Source organism: Paraburkholderia acidicola (genome assembly GCF_002362315.1).
GTDB lineage: Bacteria > Pseudomonadota > Gammaproteobacteria > Burkholderiales > Burkholderiaceae > Paraburkholderia > Paraburkholderia acidicola.
This window is the reverse complement of record NZ_MTZV01000006.1, coordinates 1,896,906-1,917,778: the sequence shown is the minus strand read 5'-3', so window position 1 is coordinate 1,917,778 and position 20,873 is coordinate 1,896,906. Positions and strand designations below refer to the sequence as shown.

At 63.3% G+C, this 20,873-nt stretch carries 19 protein-coding genes; 13 read left to right on the top strand and 6 right to left on the bottom strand.

Translation table 11 applies throughout. From position 1 onward, the window contains the following. The first annotated feature begins 1,768 nt into the window (after nt 1-1,768). Nucleotides 1,769-3,127: a replication initiation protein gene (locus tag BWP39_RS27255; RefSeq protein ID WP_096725339.1), complete on the top strand. Its 1,359-nt coding sequence runs from the start codon at nt 1,769-1,771 to the stop codon at nt 3,125-3,127. 36 nt (nt 3,128-3,163) lie between these two features. Here the strand turns inward: BWP39_RS27255 and BWP39_RS27250 are convergent, their stop codons facing one another. Both BWP39_RS27250 and parA read right to left on the bottom strand, forming a co-directional pair. Then, nucleotides 3,164-4,243 (bottom strand): ParB/RepB/Spo0J family partition protein, encoded by a 1,080-nt coding sequence (locus tag BWP39_RS27250; protein ID WP_096725338.1) that lies wholly within the window; start codon nt 4,241-4,243, stop codon nt 3,164-3,166. Nucleotides 4,244-4,267: 24 nt separating this feature from the next. After that, nucleotides 4,268-4,930 (bottom strand): ParA family partition ATPase, encoded by a 663-nt coding sequence (gene parA / locus BWP39_RS27245; protein ID WP_096725337.1) that lies wholly within the window; start codon nt 4,928-4,930, stop codon nt 4,268-4,270. 517 nt (nt 4,931-5,447) lie between these two features. Here parA and arsC point away from each other — a divergent pair. The 3 genes from arsC to BWP39_RS27230 all read left to right on the top strand — a co-directional run bounded on the left by arsC (nt 5,448) and on the right by BWP39_RS27230 (nt 7,965). Continuing rightward, complete coding sequence (gene arsC, locus BWP39_RS27240) at nt 5,448-5,807, top strand: arsenate reductase (glutaredoxin) (protein WP_096725336.1); 360 nt, start codon at nt 5,448-5,450, stop codon at nt 5,805-5,807. A 357-nt stretch (nt 5,808-6,164) separates the two neighbouring features. Beyond that, a complete protein-coding gene (locus BWP39_RS27235; protein WP_096725335.1) occupies nt 6,165-7,541 on the top strand; it encodes a GntT/GntP/DsdX family permease in 1,377 nt (458 codons plus the stop codon). A gap of 133 nt (nt 7,542-7,674) precedes the next feature. Next, nucleotides 7,675-7,965: a DUF1272 domain-containing protein gene (locus tag BWP39_RS27230; protein ID WP_096725334.1), complete on the top strand. Its 291-nt coding sequence runs from the start codon at nt 7,675-7,677 to the stop codon at nt 7,963-7,965. 24 nt (nt 7,966-7,989) lie between these two features. Here the strand turns inward: BWP39_RS27230 and BWP39_RS27225 are convergent, their stop codons facing one another. Together BWP39_RS27225 and BWP39_RS27220 are read right to left on the bottom strand one after the other, a co-directional pair. Then, nucleotides 7,990-8,199, bottom strand: coding sequence for a zf-HC2 domain-containing protein (locus tag BWP39_RS27225; protein ID WP_235851479.1), 210 nt, complete (start codon nt 8,197-8,199; stop codon nt 7,990-7,992). Then, complete coding sequence (locus BWP39_RS27220; RefSeq protein WP_096725332.1) at nt 8,180-8,788, bottom strand: RNA polymerase factor sigma-70; 609 nt, start codon at nt 8,786-8,788, stop codon at nt 8,180-8,182. Before BWP39_RS27220 ends, BWP39_RS27225 begins: the two co-directional genes overlap by 20 nt. A gap of 71 nt (nt 8,789-8,859) precedes the next feature. Here BWP39_RS27220 and BWP39_RS31600 point away from each other — a divergent pair, with 71 nt between their 5' ends. Next, nucleotides 8,860-9,042 (top strand): hypothetical protein, encoded by a 183-nt coding sequence (locus BWP39_RS31600; protein WP_133116948.1) that lies wholly within the window; start codon nt 8,860-8,862, stop codon nt 9,040-9,042. A gap of 285 nt (nt 9,043-9,327) precedes the next feature. Beyond that, nucleotides 9,328-9,879 carry an NADPH-dependent FMN reductase gene (locus BWP39_RS27215; protein WP_096725331.1) on the top strand — a complete coding sequence of 184 codons (552 nt, stop codon included), beginning with the start codon at nt 9,328-9,330 and terminating at the stop codon, nt 9,877-9,879. Between the two features lie 46 nt (nt 9,880-9,925). On the opposite strand, the gene BWP39_RS27210 is transcribed toward BWP39_RS27215, so the two are convergent. Further along, a complete protein-coding gene (locus BWP39_RS27210) occupies nt 9,926-10,843 on the bottom strand; it encodes a hypothetical protein (protein ID WP_096725330.1) in 918 nt (305 codons plus the stop codon). 203 nt (nt 10,844-11,046) lie between these two features. Further along, a complete protein-coding gene (locus tag BWP39_RS27205) occupies nt 11,047-13,308 on the bottom strand; it encodes a hybrid sensor histidine kinase/response regulator (RefSeq protein ID WP_096725329.1) in 2,262 nt (753 codons plus the stop codon). A gap of 519 nt (nt 13,309-13,827) precedes the next feature. Between BWP39_RS27205 and BWP39_RS27200 the strand changes: the two genes are divergently transcribed. The 7 genes from BWP39_RS27200 to BWP39_RS27170 all read left to right on the top strand — a co-directional run bounded on the left by BWP39_RS27200 (nt 13,828) and on the right by BWP39_RS27170 (nt 20,778). Beyond that, nucleotides 13,828-14,196 (top strand): response regulator, encoded by a 369-nt coding sequence (locus tag BWP39_RS27200; protein WP_096725328.1) that lies wholly within the window; start codon nt 13,828-13,830, stop codon nt 14,194-14,196. Then, the gene (locus tag BWP39_RS27195) at nt 14,189-14,812 is read left to right on the top strand and encodes a chemotaxis protein CheC (RefSeq protein WP_096725327.1); all 624 of its coding nucleotides are present in this window, start codon (nt 14,189-14,191) and stop codon (nt 14,810-14,812) included. The genes BWP39_RS27200 and BWP39_RS27195 overlap by 8 nt, the downstream gene beginning before the upstream one ends. Then, nucleotides 14,809-15,747 (top strand): sensor domain-containing diguanylate cyclase, encoded by a 939-nt coding sequence (locus BWP39_RS27190; RefSeq protein ID WP_096725326.1) that lies wholly within the window; start codon nt 14,809-14,811, stop codon nt 15,745-15,747. Before BWP39_RS27195 ends, BWP39_RS27190 begins: the two co-directional genes overlap by 4 nt. A 186-nt stretch (nt 15,748-15,933) precedes the next feature. Next, entirely contained in the window at nt 15,934-16,785 is an 852-nt protein-coding gene (hpnD, locus tag BWP39_RS27185) for a presqualene diphosphate synthase HpnD (RefSeq protein WP_096725325.1), read from the top strand. Beyond that, a complete protein-coding gene (hpnE, locus tag BWP39_RS27180; protein WP_096725324.1) occupies nt 16,785-18,050 on the top strand; it encodes a hydroxysqualene dehydroxylase HpnE in 1,266 nt (421 codons plus the stop codon). The genes hpnD and hpnE overlap by 1 nt, the downstream gene beginning before the upstream one ends. After that, entirely contained in the window at nt 18,047-20,071 is a 2,025-nt protein-coding gene (gene shc / locus BWP39_RS27175) for a squalene--hopene cyclase (RefSeq protein WP_096725323.1), read from the top strand. Before hpnE ends, shc begins: the two co-directional genes overlap by 4 nt. Next, nucleotides 20,071-20,778, top strand: coding sequence for a phosphorylase (locus tag BWP39_RS27170; RefSeq protein WP_207557132.1), 708 nt, complete (start codon nt 20,071-20,073; stop codon nt 20,776-20,778). The genes shc and BWP39_RS27170 overlap by 1 nt, the downstream gene beginning before the upstream one ends. Nucleotides 20,779-20,873: the final 95 nt, after the last annotated feature.

Below are 20,873 nucleotides of genomic sequence, written 5' to 3'. Positions count from 1 at the left end.
TTTGATTTTTATGACTTCCCAATGCTTTGACACTGTTTCACGCAGCAGGGAGTGCTTTCTTACTGAAGCACGGTTCTCTACTGCTTGAGAGTAATAAAAGTAAACACCCTTGAACCTAGTTAAAAACGTTAACGCCATGGCAAACCCTTACCTGGTAAGGGTTCCAGCGACATGAGGTGAGGCTTTGCGGGACAGATGGTGAGTCCATCCGGGATGGGCGGGTGATGAGGTTCAGGAGTGTGGGTGAGCCACTCCGGGACACCAGGTGAGCGGGTTCAGGGGTGGTCTGGGTGATCCTGATTTCTAAAGGTGAGGTTTTGCGGGACCTGGCTCCCGCTCTCCCTTGAGCTGTCCAATCCTCGTCTCGATGCATCGAGTTCTGACGGTGAGACTTTTCGGGAGGTGTTTCTGGTTCCATTCTGGCCGTGAATGGGAGGTCCTGGATAGTCAAGGTGAGCCTTACCGGGACAAAACGGGGCACGGACGTGAGGCTATTCGGGAGTCGATGGGCTGAAAGGCCCGAAAAACAAGGGTTTCAGAGGTTCAGGTGAGGTTTTTCGGGAGCTGGCGCTCTCTGCCGGGCTCGGGTTTGACAAAGGGTCGTTCATCGATGGCGATGCTGAAATGCCAAAGGTGAGAGATTTCGGGAGCACCATTGACGCGATTCGATTGCATCGAAATGGCTGAAAACGGGCGATTGGTGAGGCTTTTCGGGAGGTGTTTTGGTCCTGTGAAGGCTCAAGGGTGAGCGAATACGGGAACAAGTTTGCGGTCACTTACGGGGAAAGCACGCTGGAAACTGGATGGTGAGGGTCGGCTACGAACACATGAATCCGCTGAGGTGAGGCTTTGCGGGGGCAGCGAAATGATCGTTTCTGCGCACTCGAATGCGCTCAAGGTGAGAGTTTTCGGGATCGAAGGGCTCATGTTGCGTGTTGCGTTTCCTTCATAAGTCCCGGAAATGACTGGATATTTTCCCAGGTATCTCGAATGGTGAGCGTTTCCGGGAGCACGGATTCCTGGTAGCGGCGCTCTGGCGAGACCGGTCGATTGCGCATCAGGTGAGGGTTTTCGGGACCCCTGCGCGGTCTATCCATTGTGAACACGGGATCGTTCCTTCGTGCCGTCTCGCACTTCTGGATGCTTAAGGTGAGGGTTTGCGGGAGAGGTGCTATCTGCCTGCAGCGGGTTCGGGGTTGGTGATCGAGATTTCTCCCGGCAGGCACCGAAGAAACGTGATCACTGAGGCGCCTTGACTGCTCTGGAAATGGCGAGAGAGGGGATCCCCTTTGAATTCCCGACAGCGCCCGGGCAGTGGCGCCCGGTGGCTGTCTGGGGCGGCTGCGTCCTGTCTGGCGGGACCTTTGACGCAGGTGGCTGAGCCGGCATGCGACGTCGGCCTGCGCGCGACTTCGATATATCTCACGGTTTTGCCTCCAGGGCAGCCCTCCGGAACGCTGCCAGGAAAACGCCGCCATTTCCGTTCGCATTTTCCGTCGCAGAATTACGACAAATCGATCGGTGAGCCGATACGGGATGGACATAACGAGGTCGGGCGCATTGGTAATCGATGCGGAATTTGCGGAATGTCCGAGGCACAACGGAATCGGCGGACCACTCAAAATCCTGAAGGTGAGGATCTTCGGGAGACGGTCGAGGTGAGTGACGATCCGTAAACCCGCTTCACCCGAAATGGTGAGATCAGCCCTATAGACGCACATCACCCCAGTCGGTATTCTCTCGAACAATCTCTCCTCGACCCGACGGTATGGCTACGAAGCGCGCGAAGAAAACCGATGTGGTGAGTCCGAGTTCGGCGGAACTGCGTAAGGCCGTCGAGGCGATCGCCATCCAGCCGAAGAGCGGCAAGATCACGCTGCTGACCAGAAAGCTGTTCAACGTGCTGCTCGCCGTTGCCCAGCAGGCCGATGAGTCCGGCGATACCTACCGGGCGCTGCTGTCGGACATCGTGGCCAATTCGGCATTCGATTCGAACGATACGGCGCTCGTCAAGGAACACCTGCGGCGCATGGTGTCGGTGCAGGTCGAATGGAGCACGGGGACATCGAGCCAGAAGCCGGGCCGCAAGTGGGGCATCTCGACGCTGATCGCGGACGCGGAAATTCTCGAAGATCCCGCTACACGCCGCGTCTGGGTTGAGTTCTCGTTTGCCCCGAAGATCAAGAAGAAGCTGCTCGACCCGGTCCAGTACGCGCGTCTGAGCCTGCAGTTCCAGAGCCAGTTGCGCAGCAGCGCGGGCCTCGCGCTCTACGAAATCTGCGTACGCTACCTGACCAATCCCAGCCATCTGACGATGCGTGAATCGTGGGAATGGTGGCGCCCGATCCTGTCCGGTACGCCCGATACGGAAGCTGGCGACGAAGCCAAGCGCGAGTACAAGTACTTCAAGCGCGACTACCTGAGGCCGGCCATCGCCGAGGTGAACGCGGTGACCAACATCTTCGTCGAGTTGATCGAGCACCGCGAAGGCCGCCGGGTGGCCGAGATCCAGTTCCGCGTCACCGAGCGCAAACAGCCGATGCTCGCGCTCGACGAGCACCCGAATGTCTTCGACAGTACGCTCGTCGACCGGATGGTGAAGATCGGTATTCCGTTGAAGGAAGCGCAGAGCCTGTACGCCGACAGCGAGGAGAACCGGATTCGTGCGGCGCTCCAGATGACCGAGCAGCGGATGCGCAGTACCGCGCTGCCGCCGGTCCGCAGTGCCCCGGCGCTCTTCAAGGACGCATTGAAGAAGGGTTATGCGCCGCCGGTCGAGGAACTGCAGGCGGTGAGCAGCGGTGGTGGCGCCAAGGCGTTGACCGGCGCACCTGCCGACGATCTGAAGGCGCGCCTGCTCGGCGAATACTCGGCCTACCGCCGCAAGGAAGCGCGGGCGCTGTATGACGAACAGGGTGAATCGGAGCGGGACATAGCCCGGCAGTCGTTCGAAGAGGACGAACTGCCGACGCTGGGTGGCCACATGCGTGACGACTGGCGCCGGCGCGGTCTGGATTCGAAGCTCGGCGAGACCGCCTTTTTCGACTGGCTGGCGCGCAGGACGTGGGGTGAGCCGACCGACGGCGATCTGCTCGCGTTCACCTTGAGTCAATCCCGGGTGGCCTGAATCCGCGGTTATCGCTGACCGCGGCGGCCCCCACGTCTATTTGAGTAGCAGAATCTGTTCGATCTGCTTCAGGATGTCATCCCGTTTCTCCCTCGACAGACCGCGCAGCCGCAGTTCGAGGCGATCGTCGCCATACGACTTCAGATCCCCCACCGACACCCCTTCCAGCTTGATTTCGAGCCGCTGCGCGTAGCGCTGGCGGCCGGCCGGTTTGGTGCTTTCCTGCGGGCTCGCCCTGCCCTTCACGATATCGGCGACCTGACGCGTGCTCAGATCGTCGGAGAGGATCTTATTGATCAGACGGAGCGTCGAGTCGGCACCGCGTGCCGAGTGGTAGCGGCCGACTTGATAGGCCATGTTCGAACCGAACCGGTCTGTCCGCGAGACCATTTCGTGCATCACGACTTCGGGTAACTTGGCGATCGACAGTGCGACCGCGACCGTCGATTCATCGAGACCCAGATGTTCGGCCAGTTCTTTCTGGCTTTGAAAATGTCCGTCATCGAGAAAGCGTTTCCAGACTACGGCGTTATCGAAGACCGTTTGCGAGTCGCGCTGGACGTTGAGGTCGTAGCCGAGTTTGTAGCTTTCTATGCCGATAGGCAGATCTACGACAATCGCCTTCACCGTTTCCTTGTTGGCTTCCTTGAGCGCGCGTACGCGGCGGCCGCCATCGCTGACGAAATAGCTGCCGGGATTGTCGTAGTCGGGGATGACATGAATGGCCTGTTGCTGTCCCTGCTTGGCGAGATTGACCGCCAGCTCTGCAATCGACGACTTCAAATAGAAGTGCCGCGGGTTAAACGGGCTCGGTTTGATTGCTTTGAGTGCAAGCTCGATAACTTGCCCAGGACGATAACCGTGCTCAAGACGCCATGCCCGGTAGGCGGATGATTCATTAGCATGCTCGGCGGACTCGGCTGCGTCGCTGGATATAGCGGCAACAGCGGAGACGCTGGCCGGCTGACTCGAGCGACCAGCGATTTCATTGTTTTTTGTCGAACCTGGCTGCACGAGGCCGTCGATTGCATTCAGACGATCGAGTGCGGTCCGTTTCTCGCTGCTGGTCGTGTCCGGACGCGCTTGAAAGCCTTTGGCGAACTGGGAGGGTTTCATTCAGGGTCCTTTATGCGCATAAATTCAGGGGAGCAAGGCGGCGATCTCGTCGGCGCATGCCCGGATTTCAAGGCTCGCGAGTTTTGCGCCACGGTCGTTCATTTGCAGAACGGTCTGGCCGAGCGCCATCGCCTGTTTGTAGGCTTCGCGGGTGGGGATTTGTGTTTTAAGCAGAGGGAAGCCTAATTCTTCGAGCGCACGCTTGAGTTCGCGCGTCAACATCCGCTTTTCTTCGGTCTTGTTCAGCAGGAAAACGGCTTTCAGGTCTTCGTTCATCACCTGTGCCTGCTGGATCAGTTTGACGAGACCCACGCTCGACCAATAATCCGCTGGGGATGAAGAAGTGGGAATAACGGCGATGGTGGCGGCGAGGAGGACGACGCCAGAGACTTTTTCAGTGATGGACGGAGGGCAGTCGACAACGATCAGGTCGTAATCGCCGACGAACTTCTTGATCTCGCGATGAATCTGGCCACCGGCTTCAGAGAGGTTGACGACCGGGAATGGAATGCCGGATTCGCCGTCAGATGACGCACTAGCCCAATGGATGAGGGTGTTTTGTCCATCGGCATCTACTACAAGGACTCGCTTACCTTTTTCATGGAAGGCAGCGCCAAGGTGCATCGCGATTGTACTTTTCCCGACCCCGCCCTTCTGCTGAGTTACCGCGATGATTTCTGCAGCCAATGTTCACCTCCGTTTTTAGAAGCTGATGGATTTTACCGTGAGGATTTTCAATATCAATCTTTTTGTCGCCAGGACACGACGAACTGGCCATTCGGGGGAGGTTTTATGCGCATAAAGTGCCCCGGCCCAGAGGCTACGCAGGCTCTGTGAAGTCAATCTGATCGTGGAATGGGATTTCTTGCGCCACGTCGGGTAGCGACGGATGCCTGTTCGGGGGCAGGGTTTTATGCGCATAAAGTCGCAGCGCCCTGGCTAACGGAAGGCATTTGCGGGAAAGTGAGAAAATAGCTCGCCGGCTGGGGCAAGGCCCGATTCGGCTCGAGTGGACCCGAGTGAAGCAGAGCCAACTGTCGCAACGGCCCCGTGTGCTTGATCAAAGCCCCAGTCGCTGATCGGCAGATCCAGCTCGATTTACTCAGCAAAGGGCCTACTTGCCCGACCCACCCGCTAACTCACGCTTTCGCACGAGCCCGCAGCGCCTCTCACCGAAAATCCGACAAAAGAACCACCGACGCCGATGATCACGATCTATCACAACCCCCGCTGCTCGAAATCCAGAGAAGCATGCCAGCTGGTCGAGCAGACCCATAACGCGACCAATGAACCGGTCGAAATCGTCGAGTACCTGAAGCATCCATTGACGACCGCTCAGTTGAAGAAGCTCGTCCGGATGCTGAACGGTTCGCCACGTGATCTGCTGAGAGCGACCGAGGCCGAATACAAGACGCTGAATCTTGGATATCCGGATATCACGGACGACCAGCTATACCAGGCGATCGAAGCACATCCGATCCTGCTGCAACGTCCCATCGTCGTACGAGACGGCCGTGCCGTGATCGGCCGACCGCCGGAGAACATAAAAATATTATTCGACTAAAAAATCGAAAAGAACTCCGAAATCTTCAAACCCAAAGGTCCGCTCGTCAAGCAGCCGCTTCACCAACTGCCAGGATTCTCCGCGAGGCGTTGCGCCGACAGACCTTTGTTCTCTTCACAACCGCCTTTCCCGCAGCCAACGCACCGCTACGGCAAGCGCAAAGGCCACACGAAGAATCACGCATTCGCCACAGCCGGGTTCGCCGCCGCAACGACACGACGTGCCGCTACAATCTGCGCCAAGCGCGCGCCTGCATGAAGCAGAACCACCACGAACCACCGCAGACCGCAATCCGCAGTTCGCAATCCGCAAGCAACACAATCGAATTCACAACAAGATCGACCAGAAAGGGACGCTGTGCATCTGACGACAACACTCACTCCGTGGTCCTCCCACGATACCCGGCTGATCCTCTCGTGCGCGCTCGGGCTCGTGCTGATCATCGTTTTCATCAGCGCACTGAAGCTGGCACCGTTCCTGTCGATCCTCGTCGGCACGTTCGCCGCCGGTTTCAGCGCGGGACTACCGCTCGAAGCCATTGCGAGCGCGTTTAGCAAAGGGGCGGGTGCCTTGCTCGGCGATGTCGGCCTCATCATCGCGCTGGGTGCGATGCTTGGCGCGCTGATGGCCGAATCGGGCGCGGCAGACCGGCTCGTATCGACGATCCTCGATCACTCCACACCGCGCCGTCTGCCGTGGATGATGGCGCTTGTCGCGATCATCATCGGTTTGCCGCTCTTTTTCGAGGTCGGCCTCGTGATGATGGTGCCGATCATCTTCGTGATGGCGCGCCGTTCGCAACAGCCCGTCCTGCGTATCGCGATTCCCGCGCTGGCCGGCCTGACGACGTTGCATGCGCTGCTACCGCCACACCCAGGTCCGCTGATCGCGATCAGCGCCTTGCACGCCGATCTTGGCGTCACGCTCGGCCTCGGTCTGATCGTCGCGGTGCCGGCCGTCATTCTGGCCGGTCCGCTGTACGGTATGTGGCTGTCGAAGCGGATGCATGTCGTCGAGCCGGAGGAGATGGGCAAGCTGTTCGCGGCGAAAGCGCCAGATGGCGAATTGCCAGGCTTTCCGATCTCGCTGATCACGATCCTGCTGCCGGTCGTCCTGATGCTCGGCCGCACGGTCGCGAAGCTGTGGCTCGCACCCGATACCTTCCTCTCCAACGCGCTCGACTTTCTCGGCGAGCCGCTGGTTGCCCTCGGCCTGACCGTGCTCTTCGCGATCGTTGCGCTGGGCTGGTCGCGCGGCATGCCGCGTGAGCGCGTCGGCGGCATCCTGCGCAAGAGCCTGCCGCCGATCGCCGCGCTGCTGCTGACGATCGGCGCCGGCGGCGGCCTCAAGCAGGCTCTCGTCATCGCCGGTATCAGTACGACGATCGGCAAGATCGCGATCGGCGCGCATCTGCCGCTGATCCTGCTCGCCTGGCTGATCGCCGTCGCCCTGCGCCAGGCCACCGGCTCGGCCACGGTCGCGACCACGACGACGGCGGGCATCGTGGCGCCCGTCGTCGCCGGTCTCAGCGTGACGCACAATTCCCTGATGGCGCTCGCGATCGGTGCCGGTTCGGTGTTCTTCTGTCACGTGAACGATGCGGGCTTCTGGATGGTGCGCGAGTACTTCGGTTTGCAACTGAAGCAGACGGTGTTCGTCTGGTCGATCCTGCAGACCATCGTCTCAGTTGTCGGACTCGTGATGACACTCGCGCTGTGGGGGCTATTGACCTGACGCTGACGCCGGCATGGGCGCCGCAACTGGCAGCAATTGATGGCGTGATGGCGCAGTCGCCACGCATGAGCGAGGTAAACTGGCTCGCAACGCGAACGTGCGTCAGAGTCAAAAACCCCACCCGGAGCCCACGATGCTCGAACTGAGACCGTCCTGTGAAGGATGCGGCAAATCGCTGCCGCCGGATGCGCCCGACGCGATGATCTGCAGCTACGAATGCACATTTTGCGAGGTCTGTGCGTTGAGCACGCTACGCAACGTGTGTCCGAACTGCGGCGGCAATTTCCAGCATCGACCGATCCGCCCACGCGCCATGCTCGCGAAGCATCCTGCAGCCACGCAGCGGCATCCTGCGTCCATCAATCAGGACACACACGCAGCGTTCTTCGAGCGCTATCGCACGACACCGCCTGCCGAGCGCTGACGTCACGCGGCTCGTTCCCGGGCATCACTCATCGGCTTGCACACCACCCGCACTGCCAATACCACTCGCTTCCCGCGCCGCCGCCCGCAGCAGCGCAATGTGCCTGCGGTAATTACGGCAGCCGCTGCAGGTCGGCAGATGAACCTTGATCGCGAGCCATTCGCCGACCCCCAGCGGTCGATCCAGCGCATCGGACAGTAGCCGCGTGATGTTCTTACACTTCCCCATTCGCATCCTCGCTGGAAAGACCTTTCTCGGTGAGACAGGTGCGCAATCGTAGACGCGCACGATAAATCAGCACGCTGCAGTGGTTCGCCGACATCTGCAGCTCCTTGCAGATATCGGTGGTCTCGAGGTCGAGGAACTCGCGCATCATGAACACCCGCCCGATCTGTTCCGGCAAATGATCGAGACACATCTCGAACAGCGTCCAGAACTGCTGCTGACGCAACGCATGCTCGGGCGTCGGCCACGGACGGGGCTTCGCTTCGCGCGACCAGTGCCCGTTCTCCTTGAAGAGCTCACGATCCAGCACCGACTCGCCGTCGAGCTCGGATTCCAGCGACGACAGATTGACCGTCCGTTGACGGGCCCGCAGCGTATCGACCAGCTTGTGACGCAGGATGCCGAATACCCATGTCTTGTGCTCCGATTGCGCGGCGAACCGGTCGGCCTGCGTCCACGCGGCGGCCAGCGCTTCCTGGACCGCGTCCTCGGCCGCGGCTGCGTCGCGTAGCTGCAGGCGCGCAAAGCGCAACAGATCGCGCCGCAACTGCGCCAGATAGACCGGATCGTCGAATGCCAGACCCGCAGCGGCGGTCATGCGGACTCCAGCAGAAAGAGTCGGCGTGACGACGCCGCGCCGATGTCGTGGTGTCCGGACGGATGCTTCGTATGATCAATCGTGTTCATGGCGGGGTGGGTGAGGTGCCTGTTTCCGGTTCGTCACCCATTTTCCCGCACGTTGCCGCTTTCGACCATCCGCGTTCAGTCTGTTTTCCTGAAAGCTTCTGTGATTGGTCGGGCTTCGGGCGTCCAGATGACAGCGACGGCAGTTTTTCTTTCAATTTCCCTTAGGGCGGCTTCGAGAAGCCCGTTTTTCACAGGACTGTCACGCCATCGCCACGAATCAATCCCCGTGCTGCAAACCTGTGGAGGCCGGAGCCTGGCTTGATGGACAAGGTCGCGCACTAACTTATCCACAAGGTTATTCAGCGAAATTGTGGATATCTTCAGTGGCATTCAGGTTATCCACCGAGGCAACTCAACCCGCATCGTCGACCGCCCGATCCGGGTTGTCTTTGCCTATGATTACAGTTCGCCTTCCCGCGCTTCGAGCGCTCCACCCTCAAGGAAACGAAGATGGCTCACCACATCGCGATTATTGTCGGCAGCCTGCGCCGCGACTCGACCAACCGGCAGCTCGCCCACGCACTGACATCGCTGGCCCCCGACGATCTTTCGTTCGAGTTCCTCGATATCGGCGCGCTGCCGCTCTATAGCCAGGACTACGACGCCGATTTCCCCGAGGTGGCGCAGCACTTCAAACGACGCATCGAAGCCGCCGACGGCCTGCTGTTCGTCACGCCTGAGTACAACCGCTCGATGCCGGGCGTGCTGAAGAACGCGCTCGACTGGGGTTCGCGCCCGTGGGGCAAGAGCGTGTGGGCGGGCAAGCCCGGCGCGGTGATCGGTACGTCGCCGGGGGCGATCGGCACGGCGCTGGCGCAGCAGCATCTACGCAATGTGCTTGCCTATCTCGACGTGCCCACGCTGGGGCAACCGGAAATGTTCATCAAGCACGATGCCTCGCGGATCGACGAGAGCGGCGCGATCCTCAACGACGACACGCGCGCGTACCTGCAGTCGTTCGTGGATCGCTATGTCGCGTGGGTCGCGCGTCATGCAGGCTAATCACGCAGGCTGAAGCGGGCGGGCGGCATCCGCCCGCTCCCGTGCGTCACACGTGATGATGACCCGTCACGCGTTCCCAGCCGTGGCGCACGGCTGCCTTGACCCGGTCCCATGTTTCGCCGGGTTCGTCGGTGGCGGTGGGCGTGCCGTTCGTTTCCCAATCGTGCTGGGCCTCGAATTCCAGCTCGTCCCATGAGCGGTCGTGAAAACGCGCGTCGCGCGCGAGCGTTGCGCCGTATCGATAGGCGGGTACGTAGTCCTCGTAGCGCGCGTTCTCGCTGGCGTATTGCTCGTCGTAGTGACTGCGAAAGTCCTCTTCGTACTCCATGAATTCGTCGGGCGTCGCGGTGACCGGGGGGCTCGACGGTACTGCGCTGCGTACCGCCGGCTCGCTGTCGTGTAGATCGGGCCGCAGCACCGCGCCCGAACCCGGTGCGGCCCCAGCGGCGATAACGCTGACGGCGGCGGCATCGTTGGTGGAAGGCGAGCGCGCAGATGGCGCGACAGCAGACGTCCTGCTAATGCCAACCATCCCACCGATCCCCAGCTCATCCAGCACCGAATGTTCGCGACCGATGTCCGGATCGGCCAGCGCCGCTTCCCAGCCCGGCGCACGTTCGCCGACATCGGTGGCGCCGAGCTTCGTCAGCAGCCGGCTGGCGAGTTCCGCATGCGCTTCGCTGGCGGCGTTCACGCACACGAGCACCGCCCCGCGCTGCACCGCATCGCGATAGCGCTCCGCTTGCGCCGTGCGTGGTCCCGAGGCGAACAGGTTGGCCAGAAATCGTTCGATGTTCGCGAGCACGCCCGCGCCGCCACCGGAGGTAGCGGTTTCGCCGGGCGTGGATTCGGGGTTCGCCTGTAACTCGATATCGGCTTGCGCGAAGCCGGTCCGCACGAGGGTATTGCGTGCGCCTTCGGCGTCGGCGTAGCTGTCGAACAGGCCGATCACGATGTGTTTCATGGCTGTCTCCCGGCAATGGAACGAAGCGCGAGGCGCGCCTCTTCCGGTAGCGGGCTGCAATCATCGTGCCGGTTACATGGTGCTTCGGCCGCCGGCCCGGCAAGCCTTGCGCAGCAAGGCCGTGCGATGACACAGCAAAAGAGCGCCGGGCACGACAGACGTATTTTCTACAATCGACGGCCCGTGTTGCACGACAGGGCTGCTCAGGTCTCGGGATGAGCGTGCGCCAGATCGCGCTGGATCGCCTGCAGGATCTGCTCGAGCAACGCGATATCGAAGGGCTTCGACAGTACCTTCACATCCACGTGACGGGCCCGGTCGAGTTCCTCCGCGTAGCCCGTGACGAGAATCACCGGCAGCTTCGTTTCGAATGCCTGGACCGCTTCGGCGAGATCGATGCCGTTCATGGCGCCGGGCATGTGGATGTCGGAAATCACCAGATCGAACGGCAGCGGCTCGCCCGTGCGGGCCTGCTTCGCGTGCGCATCGTCGAACAGGCGCAGTGCGGTGTCGGCGTTGAACACCCAGGTCACCTGGTGGCCCATCATCTGCAGCAGCGCTTCGGTGCCGGCGGCCACCTCGTCGTTGTCCTCCACCAGCAGGATGCGCAAACCGTGCGGCGCGCCGGTGTGCTCGACCGGTGCCTCGCGCGGCCGCTCGAGCTCCGGCGCAGCTGCCGCACGCGGCAAATAGAGCCGCACCGACGTGCCGGCGCCAATCGCGCTGTCGATCGCCGCGAGGCCGCCCGAGCGTTCGCAGAACGCGAACACCTGCGGTAGCCCAAGGCCCGTGCCCATGCCCTTCGGCTTGGTCGTGAAGAGCGGTTCGAAGGCACGCGCGAGCACATCCGGCGGCATGCCCACGCCGGTATCTTCCAGCGAGAACTGGACGAAGTCGCCGATCAGTGGAAAGCCGTCTTCATGGCGGAAATTGATGTTGGCAGCCCGCACCGTGAAGCGGCCGCCGTTCGGCATCGCATCGCGCGCATTGACGGCGATGTTGATCAGCGCGAGTTCGAGTTCGGCAACGTCGACGCGCATCGGCCATACATCGATACCGATATCCATCACCAGTGAGACCTTGGCGCCGAGTGACGCATGCAGCAACTCGCGGCATGACGGCAGCCAGCGTTCGACGGCGAGCGTCTCGTTGTGCAGCGGCTGCTTGCGCGCGACGCCGAGCAACTGCCGCGTGAGCGACTGGCCGCTCTTCAGCGCCCGCTCGACCGCCGACAGCTCGCGTTCGAGCCCCTGCACGCCGCGCCGCCGGACGATCTGCACGTTCGCCGAGACGATCATCAGCAGATTGTTGAAGTCGTGCGCGACGCTGCCGACCAGGTTGCCGAGCGCCTCCATCTTGCGCGACTGACGGTACGCGGATTCGATCGAGCGGCGCATCGACGCTTCCGCCTGCCAGCGCTCCCACGCTTCCTCTTCGGCGGCGAGGCGCTTGAGCGACAGCCAGATCACACACCACAGCACGATGGACGGCGTGAACATCGACAGGATCAGCACGCTCAAGTGCCGGTACCAGTCGGCCCAGATCGCGGACGTGCGATAGCCGCACGACACGTACACCGGGTAGGCGCCGACGCGGCGGAACGCGAGAATCAGATTGTCGCCGTTGGCGATCGAGCGGGTTCGCACCACGCCATCGCGACGGCCTTCCGCGAGCGCCGCGGCGAACGGCGATTGCGACTCGACCGTGGCGGACGCGCCTACGTGTGCCGGATAGTGCGCGAGGATCGCGCCGTCGCTGCGCAGCAGCGACATGGTCATCGGCGCGTCGCTGCCGCCTAGCAGTTCGCGATAGAACGCGCTGAAATAGCCGGGTCGCAGTGCAACCGATACGACACCTTCAAAGGTGCCGTTGTCGTCGCGCCGCGCCACCCCGGTGTTGAACACCTGTTCGCCGGCGACCTGGCCGACCATCACGCGCGAGACATGGTCGAGGACGTGGCCATCGCGAATACCGGTGAAATCCTCGCGGTTGAGGATCGACGCCGGCGGCACCGGAAAGTGGCGGCTGCTCGCGAGCAACGCGCCGTCGCTGCCGAAGATCGAAACCGCCGAAACCTGCGGATAGCCGCCGCCCATCACGCGCAGTTTTTCGTGGATGACCCCTTCGGCCTCGCGAATACCTTTGTCGTCGAGGTCCTGGACCAGATCGACGACGCGCGCGTCGAGCGCCTCGTTCATGTCGAACACCTTCAGCGCGTGCTCTTCGGCGACGCGCACGGTACGCAATGTGACGTCGGTGGCATCGGCTTCGCGTGCCCGCAGATCGTTGAAGGCCATGGTCGCGACGTAGATGCACGGCAACACGATCGCGGCGACCAGCAGGGCGATCAGCGTTGCGCGCCGGACGGCGAAGTTGTGTTCGGGCACCGTCGGAAACGGCGCGTCCTCCTGCCTGGCAGAAGCAAGACGGCTCGCGGGAGACGGTTCGGGCCGGTCAGGTGTCATCGTGAGTAGCGCTGAAATCCACAGGAAGTATGGCCGGTTTTCATCTTACGGCAAGGACCGGAAGGTCCTTACAGTACGTATCGCGCCGGGTGAAGCGCACCACCCCCTTGCGTATCGAGGCAAAGCACGGCGAAACAGCGACGAATCCAGAAGCGCAAACGTACACAAAAGTATAAACGGCGTATTTAACAGGCAGATTAATTTGAAAATTCCATGAAGGCACCGGATAAAAGGCAATTCTATTCGTAGAAAGTAATCGACGAGTTGCATTACCGCTAGTTTGCTTTGAAAATCTCCTCTACTCATAAAATAACGCGTCCGTTGTGTCCGGACGCCTCTGCCACGAGGGCACCGGATATTACATGGGCTGCTTTTGACCCGCCGCAAGCGGTATTCCCGTCTGGACTTAACGGAAGCCGTTCCTCGCCGCTCCTGCGGCTAGCTAAAGAAATCTCCTCCCGACGCCGTTAACGTGCACGACCCAGTGCGCCAACCCAATTGGTATTCCGATCTGCTGCCATGCCTTTGCCCATCGTGATCGCCGACGATTCGCTGCTTGCCCGCAAGGTGCTCACGAGAGCACTGCCGCCGCAGTGGGACGTCGACATCACCTATGCGGCCAATGGTCGCGAAGCGCTGGCGTTATACCGCGCAGGCAAGGCGTCGGTGATGTTTCTCGATCTGACGATGCCGGACATGACCGGCTACCAGGTGCTCGAGGCGTTGCAGCACGAAGATCTGAATACGTTCGTGATCGTCGTTTCCGCGGACGTCCAGCCGATGGCCCAGGCACGCGTGCGCGCACTCGGCGCGGCGGCGTTTATCGCGAAGCCGGTGAGCCCCGAGGCGGTACTGCCCGTCCTCAAGGAGTACGGGTTGTATGTCTGAACCAGTCCTCACTGAAGATCAGCGCGACGCGCTGCAGGAGGTCGCCAACCTGGCGATGGGGCAGGCGGCGACGCGTCTTGCCCGGCTGCTCGATGCATTCATCGAGCTGTCGGTGCCGCGCGTGCGGGTGGTGGCGGTGAGCGACGCGGCCGACGCGCTGCGTGAGATGACCGGTATCGACGAGCCGGTTACGGCCGTGCGTCAGGGCTTTCGTTCGGATATTAAGGGCGAGGCGCTGGTGCTGTGCCGCAGCGGCAGCATCGAGCAGCTGTGCGGGCTCGTCAATGATCCCTATCCGCGCTCGGCCTACGAGGCGACGACCCAGGAAGAACTGACTTTCGACGTCGCGAACGCGCTGACCGGCGCCTGCGTGTCGTGCATCCTCGATCAGCTGGGCCGGACGCCGGTGTTTTCGGCGCCAGGCATGCTGGGCCTGGCGCTGTCGCTCGACGAAGTGTTTCAGCCCGGCGTGCTCGCGTGGGAAGTCGCGCTGCTCGTCGAAGTGAATTTCGCGCTCGAGGACCAGAGTTTTCGCGCGCACCTCGTCATGCTGATGGCCGAAGAGTCGATCCGCCAGATGAACCTCGCGCTCGATGCGCTGCTGTCCAGCTTATGAATGCGCCGGCGCTTTCCCTCAGCGACCTGGTCGTCGAACGTGTCGGTTTCGGCATCTTCGTACTCGACCGCGACATGAACGTGCTGATGTGGAATCGCTTCATGCAGGACCACAGCGGCCTCGCCGCGGAGGAAGTCGTCGGACGCCCGATCTTCGACCATTTCCCGGAGCTGCCGCGCGTATGGCTGAGCCGCAAGCTCGAGAGCGTGTTCCAGCTGGGCAGCTTCGCGTTCAGTTCGTGGGAGCAGCGTCCGTATCTGTTCAGATTCGATCACGACCGGCCGATCACCGGCGGCGTCGACTTCATGCAGCAGGACTGCACCTTCATGCCGCTCATGCGCGAGCGCGAAGTGGTGGCGGTGTGCGTCACGGTATCCGACGTGACGCACGTGAGCATCGTGCAGCGCGAACGCGAAGAAGCGGTAGCGAAGCTGCAGGAATACGCGGATCGCGACGGCCTGACCGGCATCGCGAACCGGCGTTTCTTCGAATCGAAGCTGAGCGACGAATACACGCGCTGGCAGCGTTACGGTGGCGATCTGTCGGTGCTGCTGTTCGATCTCGACCACTTCAAGACGATCAACGACCAGTTCGGCCACGTTGTCGGCGATGGGGTATTGCGCGAAATGGCGCAGCGGGTCGCGGACGTAGTGCGCGTGGAGGACACGTTCGGCCGCTTCGGTGGCGAGGAATTCGCGCTGCTGTTGCCGTGCACGCCGCTGGGTGTCGCGATGCAGGTCGCCGAGAAGATCCGCCATACGATCGGCGATGCGCCAGTCGACGTGCAGGGCCTGAGCGTGCCGGTCACGGCTAGCGTTGGCGGGGCGGCGGCGCGCGCGGGTGTGCCGACCTACGAGGTGCTGATCAACGAAGCCGATGCCGCGCTGTATAGCGCGAAACGGCAGGGACGCAACCGCTCGATCGCGTTTGCCTGAGCGCGGGTCGTCGGCGCAAAAACCGTCGATGGCACCCCCAAACTGCGGGTCAGGGCAAAGATTGGTATACTTTTCGCCGCTTCCGGTATCCCAGCCGGTTTCGCGCGTGTCCGCGCGCGCGGGCGGCTTGCCCTGCGGGTAGGCATGACTTCTTCACCGCCTTTGGGCGCTTCAGCGGAGATTGTCTTGGCCGTTTCCAATCTCGTCGTGGACGATACACAAACAACCGATGCCGCTGCCGTCACATCCGGCAGCTCGTTTTATCTGGCCATGCGCATCTTGCCGGCCGCGCAGCGCGACGCGATGTATCAGGTGTACGCGTTCTGCCGCGCCGTCGACGACATCGCCGACGGCGATCTGCCGCGCGCCGAGCGCGCTGCTGCGCTCGAGCGCTGGCGCGCCGACATCGACGCCTGCTATGCCGGTGCACCGCCCGCCTCGCTGGCGGCGCTGACGCGGCACATTCACACGTTCCAGCTACAACGCGAAGACTTCCACGCGATGATCGACGGCATGGCGATGGACGCCGCCGAAGACATCTGCGCACCCGACGAAGCCACGCTCGATCTCTACTGCGACCGCGTCGCGAGTTCGGCGGGACGGCTATCGGTGAGGATATTCGGGATGCAGGAGCAACCGGGGCGCGACCTCGCGCATCACCTGGGGCGCGCGCTGCAGCTCACGAACATCCTGCGCGACATCGACGAAGACGCGGGCATCAATCGCTGCTACCTGCCGCGCGAATTGCTGGCGAGCGAAGGCATCGCGGCTGCGAGCCCGACCTCGATTGCCGACGATCCCGCGATCCCGCGTGTCTGCGCACCGCTCGTCGAACGCGCGAAGCAGCATTTCGCAGCCGCCGACGCGATCATGGACGCCGCCTCGCGCAACCACGTTCGCGCGCCGCGCATCATGTCCGGTGTGTATCGCTGTCTGCTCGAGCGCACGGTCGACCGCGGCTTCGACATTCCGCGTACGAAGGTCAGCAAGCCGCGCATGCGGCTACTGTGGATCGTCGCCCGCTACGCGTTCTTCTGATGGTGAAACTCGTACACGTGATCGGCGCAGGTCTTGCCGGTCTCGCCGCCGCCGTCCAGTTGCAGCGGCGCGGCGCACGGGTGGTGCTACACGAAGCGGCGGCCCAGGCGGGCGGGCGCTGCCGCTCGTATTACGACCGCACGCTTGGCGCGACGATCGATAACGGCAATCACCTCGTGCTGTCCGGCAATCACGCGACGCTCAACTACGTGCGTGCGATCGGTGCCGCCGACGAACTCGTCGGACCCGCACAGCCCGAGTATGCGTTCATGGATCTGGCGAGCGAGGCGCGCTGGACCGTACGACTCTCGCCGGGGCGCGTGCCGCTGTGGATCTTCGATAGCGCCACGCGGGTGCCCGGTACGCGTGCCGCCGATTATCTGTCGCTCGTGCCGCTGCTGTTCGCCAGACCGGGCCGCACGATGGCACAAACGATGCGCTGTAACGGCGCGTTGTGGGATCGCCTGCTGCGGCCGCTGTTTCTCGCGGTGCTGAACGTCGAACCGCGCGACGGTACTGCTGAGCTGGCGGGCGCGGTGGTCCGCGAAACGCTGGTCGCGGGCGGCCAGGCATGCCGGCCGCTGGTGGCGCGCAACGGCCTCGCGAGCGCCTTCATCGATCCCGCGCTGCGCCTGCTGCAGCATGGCGGTGCGGAGATCCGGCTTGGCTCGCAGTTGAAATCGATTGAATTTGCCGACACGGGGCGGGCCGCCGCGCTCGATTTCGGCGACCTGCGCGTCGAACTCGCGAACGGCGACGCGGTCGTGCTCGCGGTACCGCCGAACGTCGCGCAGACGCTGGTGCCCGGCGTGCAGACGCCCGGCCGCTTCACGGCGATCGTCAACGTGCATTTCGCTGTCGATCCCCCCATCGGCCACCCGCCGATGCTCGGCTTGCTGAATGCGACGGCCGAGTGGCTGTTTGCCTTCGATGGCCGCCTGTCGGTGACGATCAGCGGCGCGGACCGGCTGATCGACATGCCGCGCGAGCAACTCGCGCGGATCGTCTGGGCCGAGGTGGCGCAGGCGGCGAACCTGCCGGTCGAGCCGATGCCGACCTGGCAGATCGTCAGCGAAAAGTGCGCGACGTTTGCCGCGCTGCCTGAAGAAGAGATGCGCCGCCCCGGCACGCGCACTCGCTGGAATAACCTGATGCTCGCGGGCGACTGGACGGCTACCGGCCTGCCCGCGACGATCGAAGGAGCGATCCGCTCCGGCCAGAAGGCCGCGGATGCGCTCCTGAACGAACCGATGGAACGCCGATGAACGACCTGTCTCTTGCCCACACGACCGACGAGACCGACGCGACCGACGCGACCGCGCCGCTGCCCGATGCTGCCCACGGCGGCGGCGTACCGGATGCCGCGCTCAATACCGCCGTCGAGCACGCAACCACGGCGATTCTCGACGCACAGCGTCCCGACGGCCACTGGGTCTACGAACTCGAAGCCGACGCGACGATTCCCGCCGAATACGTGCTGCTCGTCCACTATCTCGGCGAGACGCCGAACCTCGAACTCGAACAGAAGATTGCGCGCTATCTGCGCCGTATCCAGTTGCCGGACGGCGGCTGGCCGCTCTTCACCGACGGCGCGCTCGACGTCAGCGCGAGCGTGAAAGCGTACTTCGCACTGAAGATGATCGGCGATCCCGAAGACGCGGAGCACATGCGCCGCGCCCGCGAAGCGATCCTCGCGCACGGCGGCGCGGAAGCGTCGAACGTCTTCACGCGCATCATGCTCGCGCTGTTCGGCGTCGTGTCGTGGTACGCCGTGCCGATGATGCCGGTCGAGATCATGCTGCTGCCGAAATGGTTTCCGTTCCATCTGTCGAAGGTGTCGTACTGGGCGCGCACGGTGATCGTGCCGCTGCTGGTGCTGAACGCGAAGCGGCCGGTCGCGCGCAATCCGCTTGGCGTGCGCATCGACGAGCTGTTTCGCGGCGCGCCGGTTACGACCGGGCTGCTGCCGAAGGCTGGGCATCAGAGTCAGAGCTGGTTCGTGTTCTTCCGCGCGGTCGATGGCGTGCTGCGCCTCGTCGACGGGCTGTTTCCGCAGCACACGCGGCGCCGCTCCGTCGATGCCGCGGTCGCGTTCGTCGATGAACGGCTGAACGGCGAGGACGGCCTCGGCGCCATTTTCCCGGCGATGGCGAACGCTGTCATGATGTACGACGTGCTCGGCTATCCGGCCGACCATCCGCAGCGTGCCACTGCGCGCCGCGCGCTCGACAAGCTGCTGGTGATCCACGATGACGAGGCGTATTGCCAGCCTTGCCTGTCGCCGGTGTGGGATACGTCGCTGGTGGCGCACGCGCTGCTCGAAACCGGCGACGCGCGCGCCGAAGAAGCGGCGCTGCGCGGGCTTCAATGGCTGCGCCCGCTGCAGATCCTCGACGTGCGCGGCGACTGGATCTCGCGCCGCCCGGATATCCGCTCCGGCGGCTGGGCGTTCCAGTACGCGAATCCGCACTATCCGGATGTCGACGATACGGCGGTGGTCGCGATGGCGATGCATCGTGCGGCCGCGCTCACGCAGTCGAATGTCGATCGCGAAGCCATTGCGCGTGCGCGCGAATGGGTGGTCGGCATGCAGAGCAGCGACGGCGGCTGGGGCGCATTCGAGCCGGAAAACACTCAGTACTACCTGAACAACATTCCGTTCTCCGATCACGGTGCGTTGCTCGATCCGCCCACCGCCGACGTATCGGGCCGCTGTCTGTCGATGCTCGCGCAGCTCGGCGAACTGCCGGCCGCGAGCGAGCCGGCGCAGCGTGCGCTCGACTATGTACTCAAGGAACAGTTGCCGGACGGCAGCTGGTACGGCCGCTGGGGGATGAACTACGTGTACGGCACGTGGACCGCGCTGTGCTCGCTGAACGCGGCCGGTATGGCTCACGACGATCCGCGCATGCGTCGCGCCGCCCAATGGCTCATCGCGATCCAGAACGACGACGGCGGCTGGGGCGAGGACGGCACGAGCTACAAGCTCGACTACCGCGGCTACGAACGGGCGCCGAGCACCGCGTCGCAAACCGCATGGGGGCTGCTCGGCCTGATGGCGACCGGCGACGTCGACCACCCGGCGGTCGCACGCGGCATCGCGTACCTGGTGCGCGAGCAGCGCGAACATGGCTTGTGGGACGAGACGCGCTTCACCGCAACGGGCTTTCCGCGCGTGTTCTATCTGCGCTATCACGGGTATCGCAAGTTCTTCCCGCTATGGGCGCTCGCGCGCTATCGACAGTTGAAACGCGACGGCGAGACGCGCGTCACGGTCGGGATGTGATGAAGACGATGTCCGATCTACCGGTCATCGTCGTGACCGGCATGGCGTTCGAGGCGCGGATTGCGCGCGGCGCGGGTGTCGAAACGGTGTTCGCGGCGCGCGCCGATCTTCTTGAGCGCGCATTGAACGAGGCCGTGGCGCGCGGCTGTTCGGGCATCGTCAGTTTCGGCACGGCCGGCGGGCTCGCGCCGGAGCTCACGGCGGGCACGCTGATCGTGGCCGATGCCGTCGATGGGCCGCTCGGCCGTATTGCCACCGATCAACCCTGGAGCGACCTGATCGCCGCCGCGCTGGCCGCTACGCCGCTCGGCGCGCGCTTGCGTCGTGGCTTGCAGGCCGCGGTGACCGCGCCGCTTACCGGTGCCGCCGCGAAGGCCGCGCTGCACCGGGCGACGGGCGCGCTCGCAGTCGATATGGAATCGCATGTCGCGGGCACAACCGCGGCGGCGCACGGAATGCCGTTCGCGGTATGTCGCGCGATCGTCGATCCGGCGTGGCGCACGTTGCCGCCCGCGGCGACTGCCGGGTTGCGGGACGACGGCCGGACCGCGCTCGCGCCGATCCTGCGCGAGCTGATTCGCCAGCCGTCGCAACTGGGCGCGTTGCTCCAGCTTGCCAGCGATGCGCGCGCGGCGCGGAAGTCGCTGGTCGAGGCACGTCGGGCGCTTGGTGAAGCCGGTGCGCTGCATCCGCGCACGACGCGCTGAGCGCGGAGCAGTCTCAGGCAGCATTTCCGTCGATCACAACGAAACAGCCCGGCATGCGTGAGCATGTCGGGCTGTTTTGCGTTGAGGCGCAGCGG

Bases quoted from the DNA above. Each gene is read 5' to 3' on its own strand.
- BWP39_RS27220 (WP_096725332.1), bottom strand. From the start codon at position 8,788: ATGACCGCCGCTGCGGGTCTGGCATTCGACGATCCGGTCTATCTGGCG.
- BWP39_RS27255 (WP_096725339.1), top strand. From the start codon at position 1,769: ATGGCTACGAAGCGCGCGAAGAAAACCGATGTGGTGAGTCCGAGTTCG.
- hpnE (WP_096725324.1), top strand. From the start codon at position 16,785: ATGGTGAAACTCGTACACGTGATCGGCGCAGGTCTTGCCGGTCTCGCC.
- BWP39_RS27205 (WP_096725329.1), bottom strand. From the start codon at position 13,308: ATGACACCTGACCGGCCCGAACCGTCTCCCGCGAGCCGTCTTGCTTCT.
- BWP39_RS27195 (WP_096725327.1), top strand. From the start codon at position 14,189: ATGTCTGAACCAGTCCTCACTGAAGATCAGCGCGACGCGCTGCAGGAG.
- BWP39_RS27250 (WP_096725338.1), bottom strand. From the start codon at position 4,243: ATGAAACCCTCCCAGTTCGCCAAAGGCTTTCAAGCGCGTCCGGACACG.
- arsC (WP_096725336.1), top strand. From the start codon at position 5,448: ATGATCACGATCTATCACAACCCCCGCTGCTCGAAATCCAGAGAAGCA.
- BWP39_RS27200 (WP_096725328.1), top strand. From the start codon at position 13,828: ATGCCTTTGCCCATCGTGATCGCCGACGATTCGCTGCTTGCCCGCAAG.
- BWP39_RS27190 (WP_096725326.1), top strand. From the start codon at position 14,809: ATGAATGCGCCGGCGCTTTCCCTCAGCGACCTGGTCGTCGAACGTGTC.
- BWP39_RS27210 (WP_096725330.1), bottom strand. From the start codon at position 10,843: ATGAAACACATCGTGATCGGCCTGTTCGACAGCTACGCCGACGCCGAA.
- BWP39_RS31600 (WP_133116948.1), top strand. From the start codon at position 8,860: ATGATCAATCGTGTTCATGGCGGGGTGGGTGAGGTGCCTGTTTCCGGT.
- BWP39_RS27230 (WP_096725334.1), top strand. From the start codon at position 7,675: ATGCTCGAACTGAGACCGTCCTGTGAAGGATGCGGCAAATCGCTGCCG.
- BWP39_RS27215 (WP_096725331.1), top strand. From the start codon at position 9,328: ATGGCTCACCACATCGCGATTATTGTCGGCAGCCTGCGCCGCGACTCG.
- shc (WP_096725323.1), top strand. From the start codon at position 18,047: ATGAACGACCTGTCTCTTGCCCACACGACCGACGAGACCGACGCGACC.
- BWP39_RS27225 (WP_235851479.1), bottom strand. From the start codon at position 8,199: ATGCGAATGGGGAAGTGTAAGAACATCACGCGGCTACTGTCCGATGCG.
- BWP39_RS27170 (WP_207557132.1), top strand. From the start codon at position 20,071: ATGAAGACGATGTCCGATCTACCGGTCATCGTCGTGACCGGCATGGCG.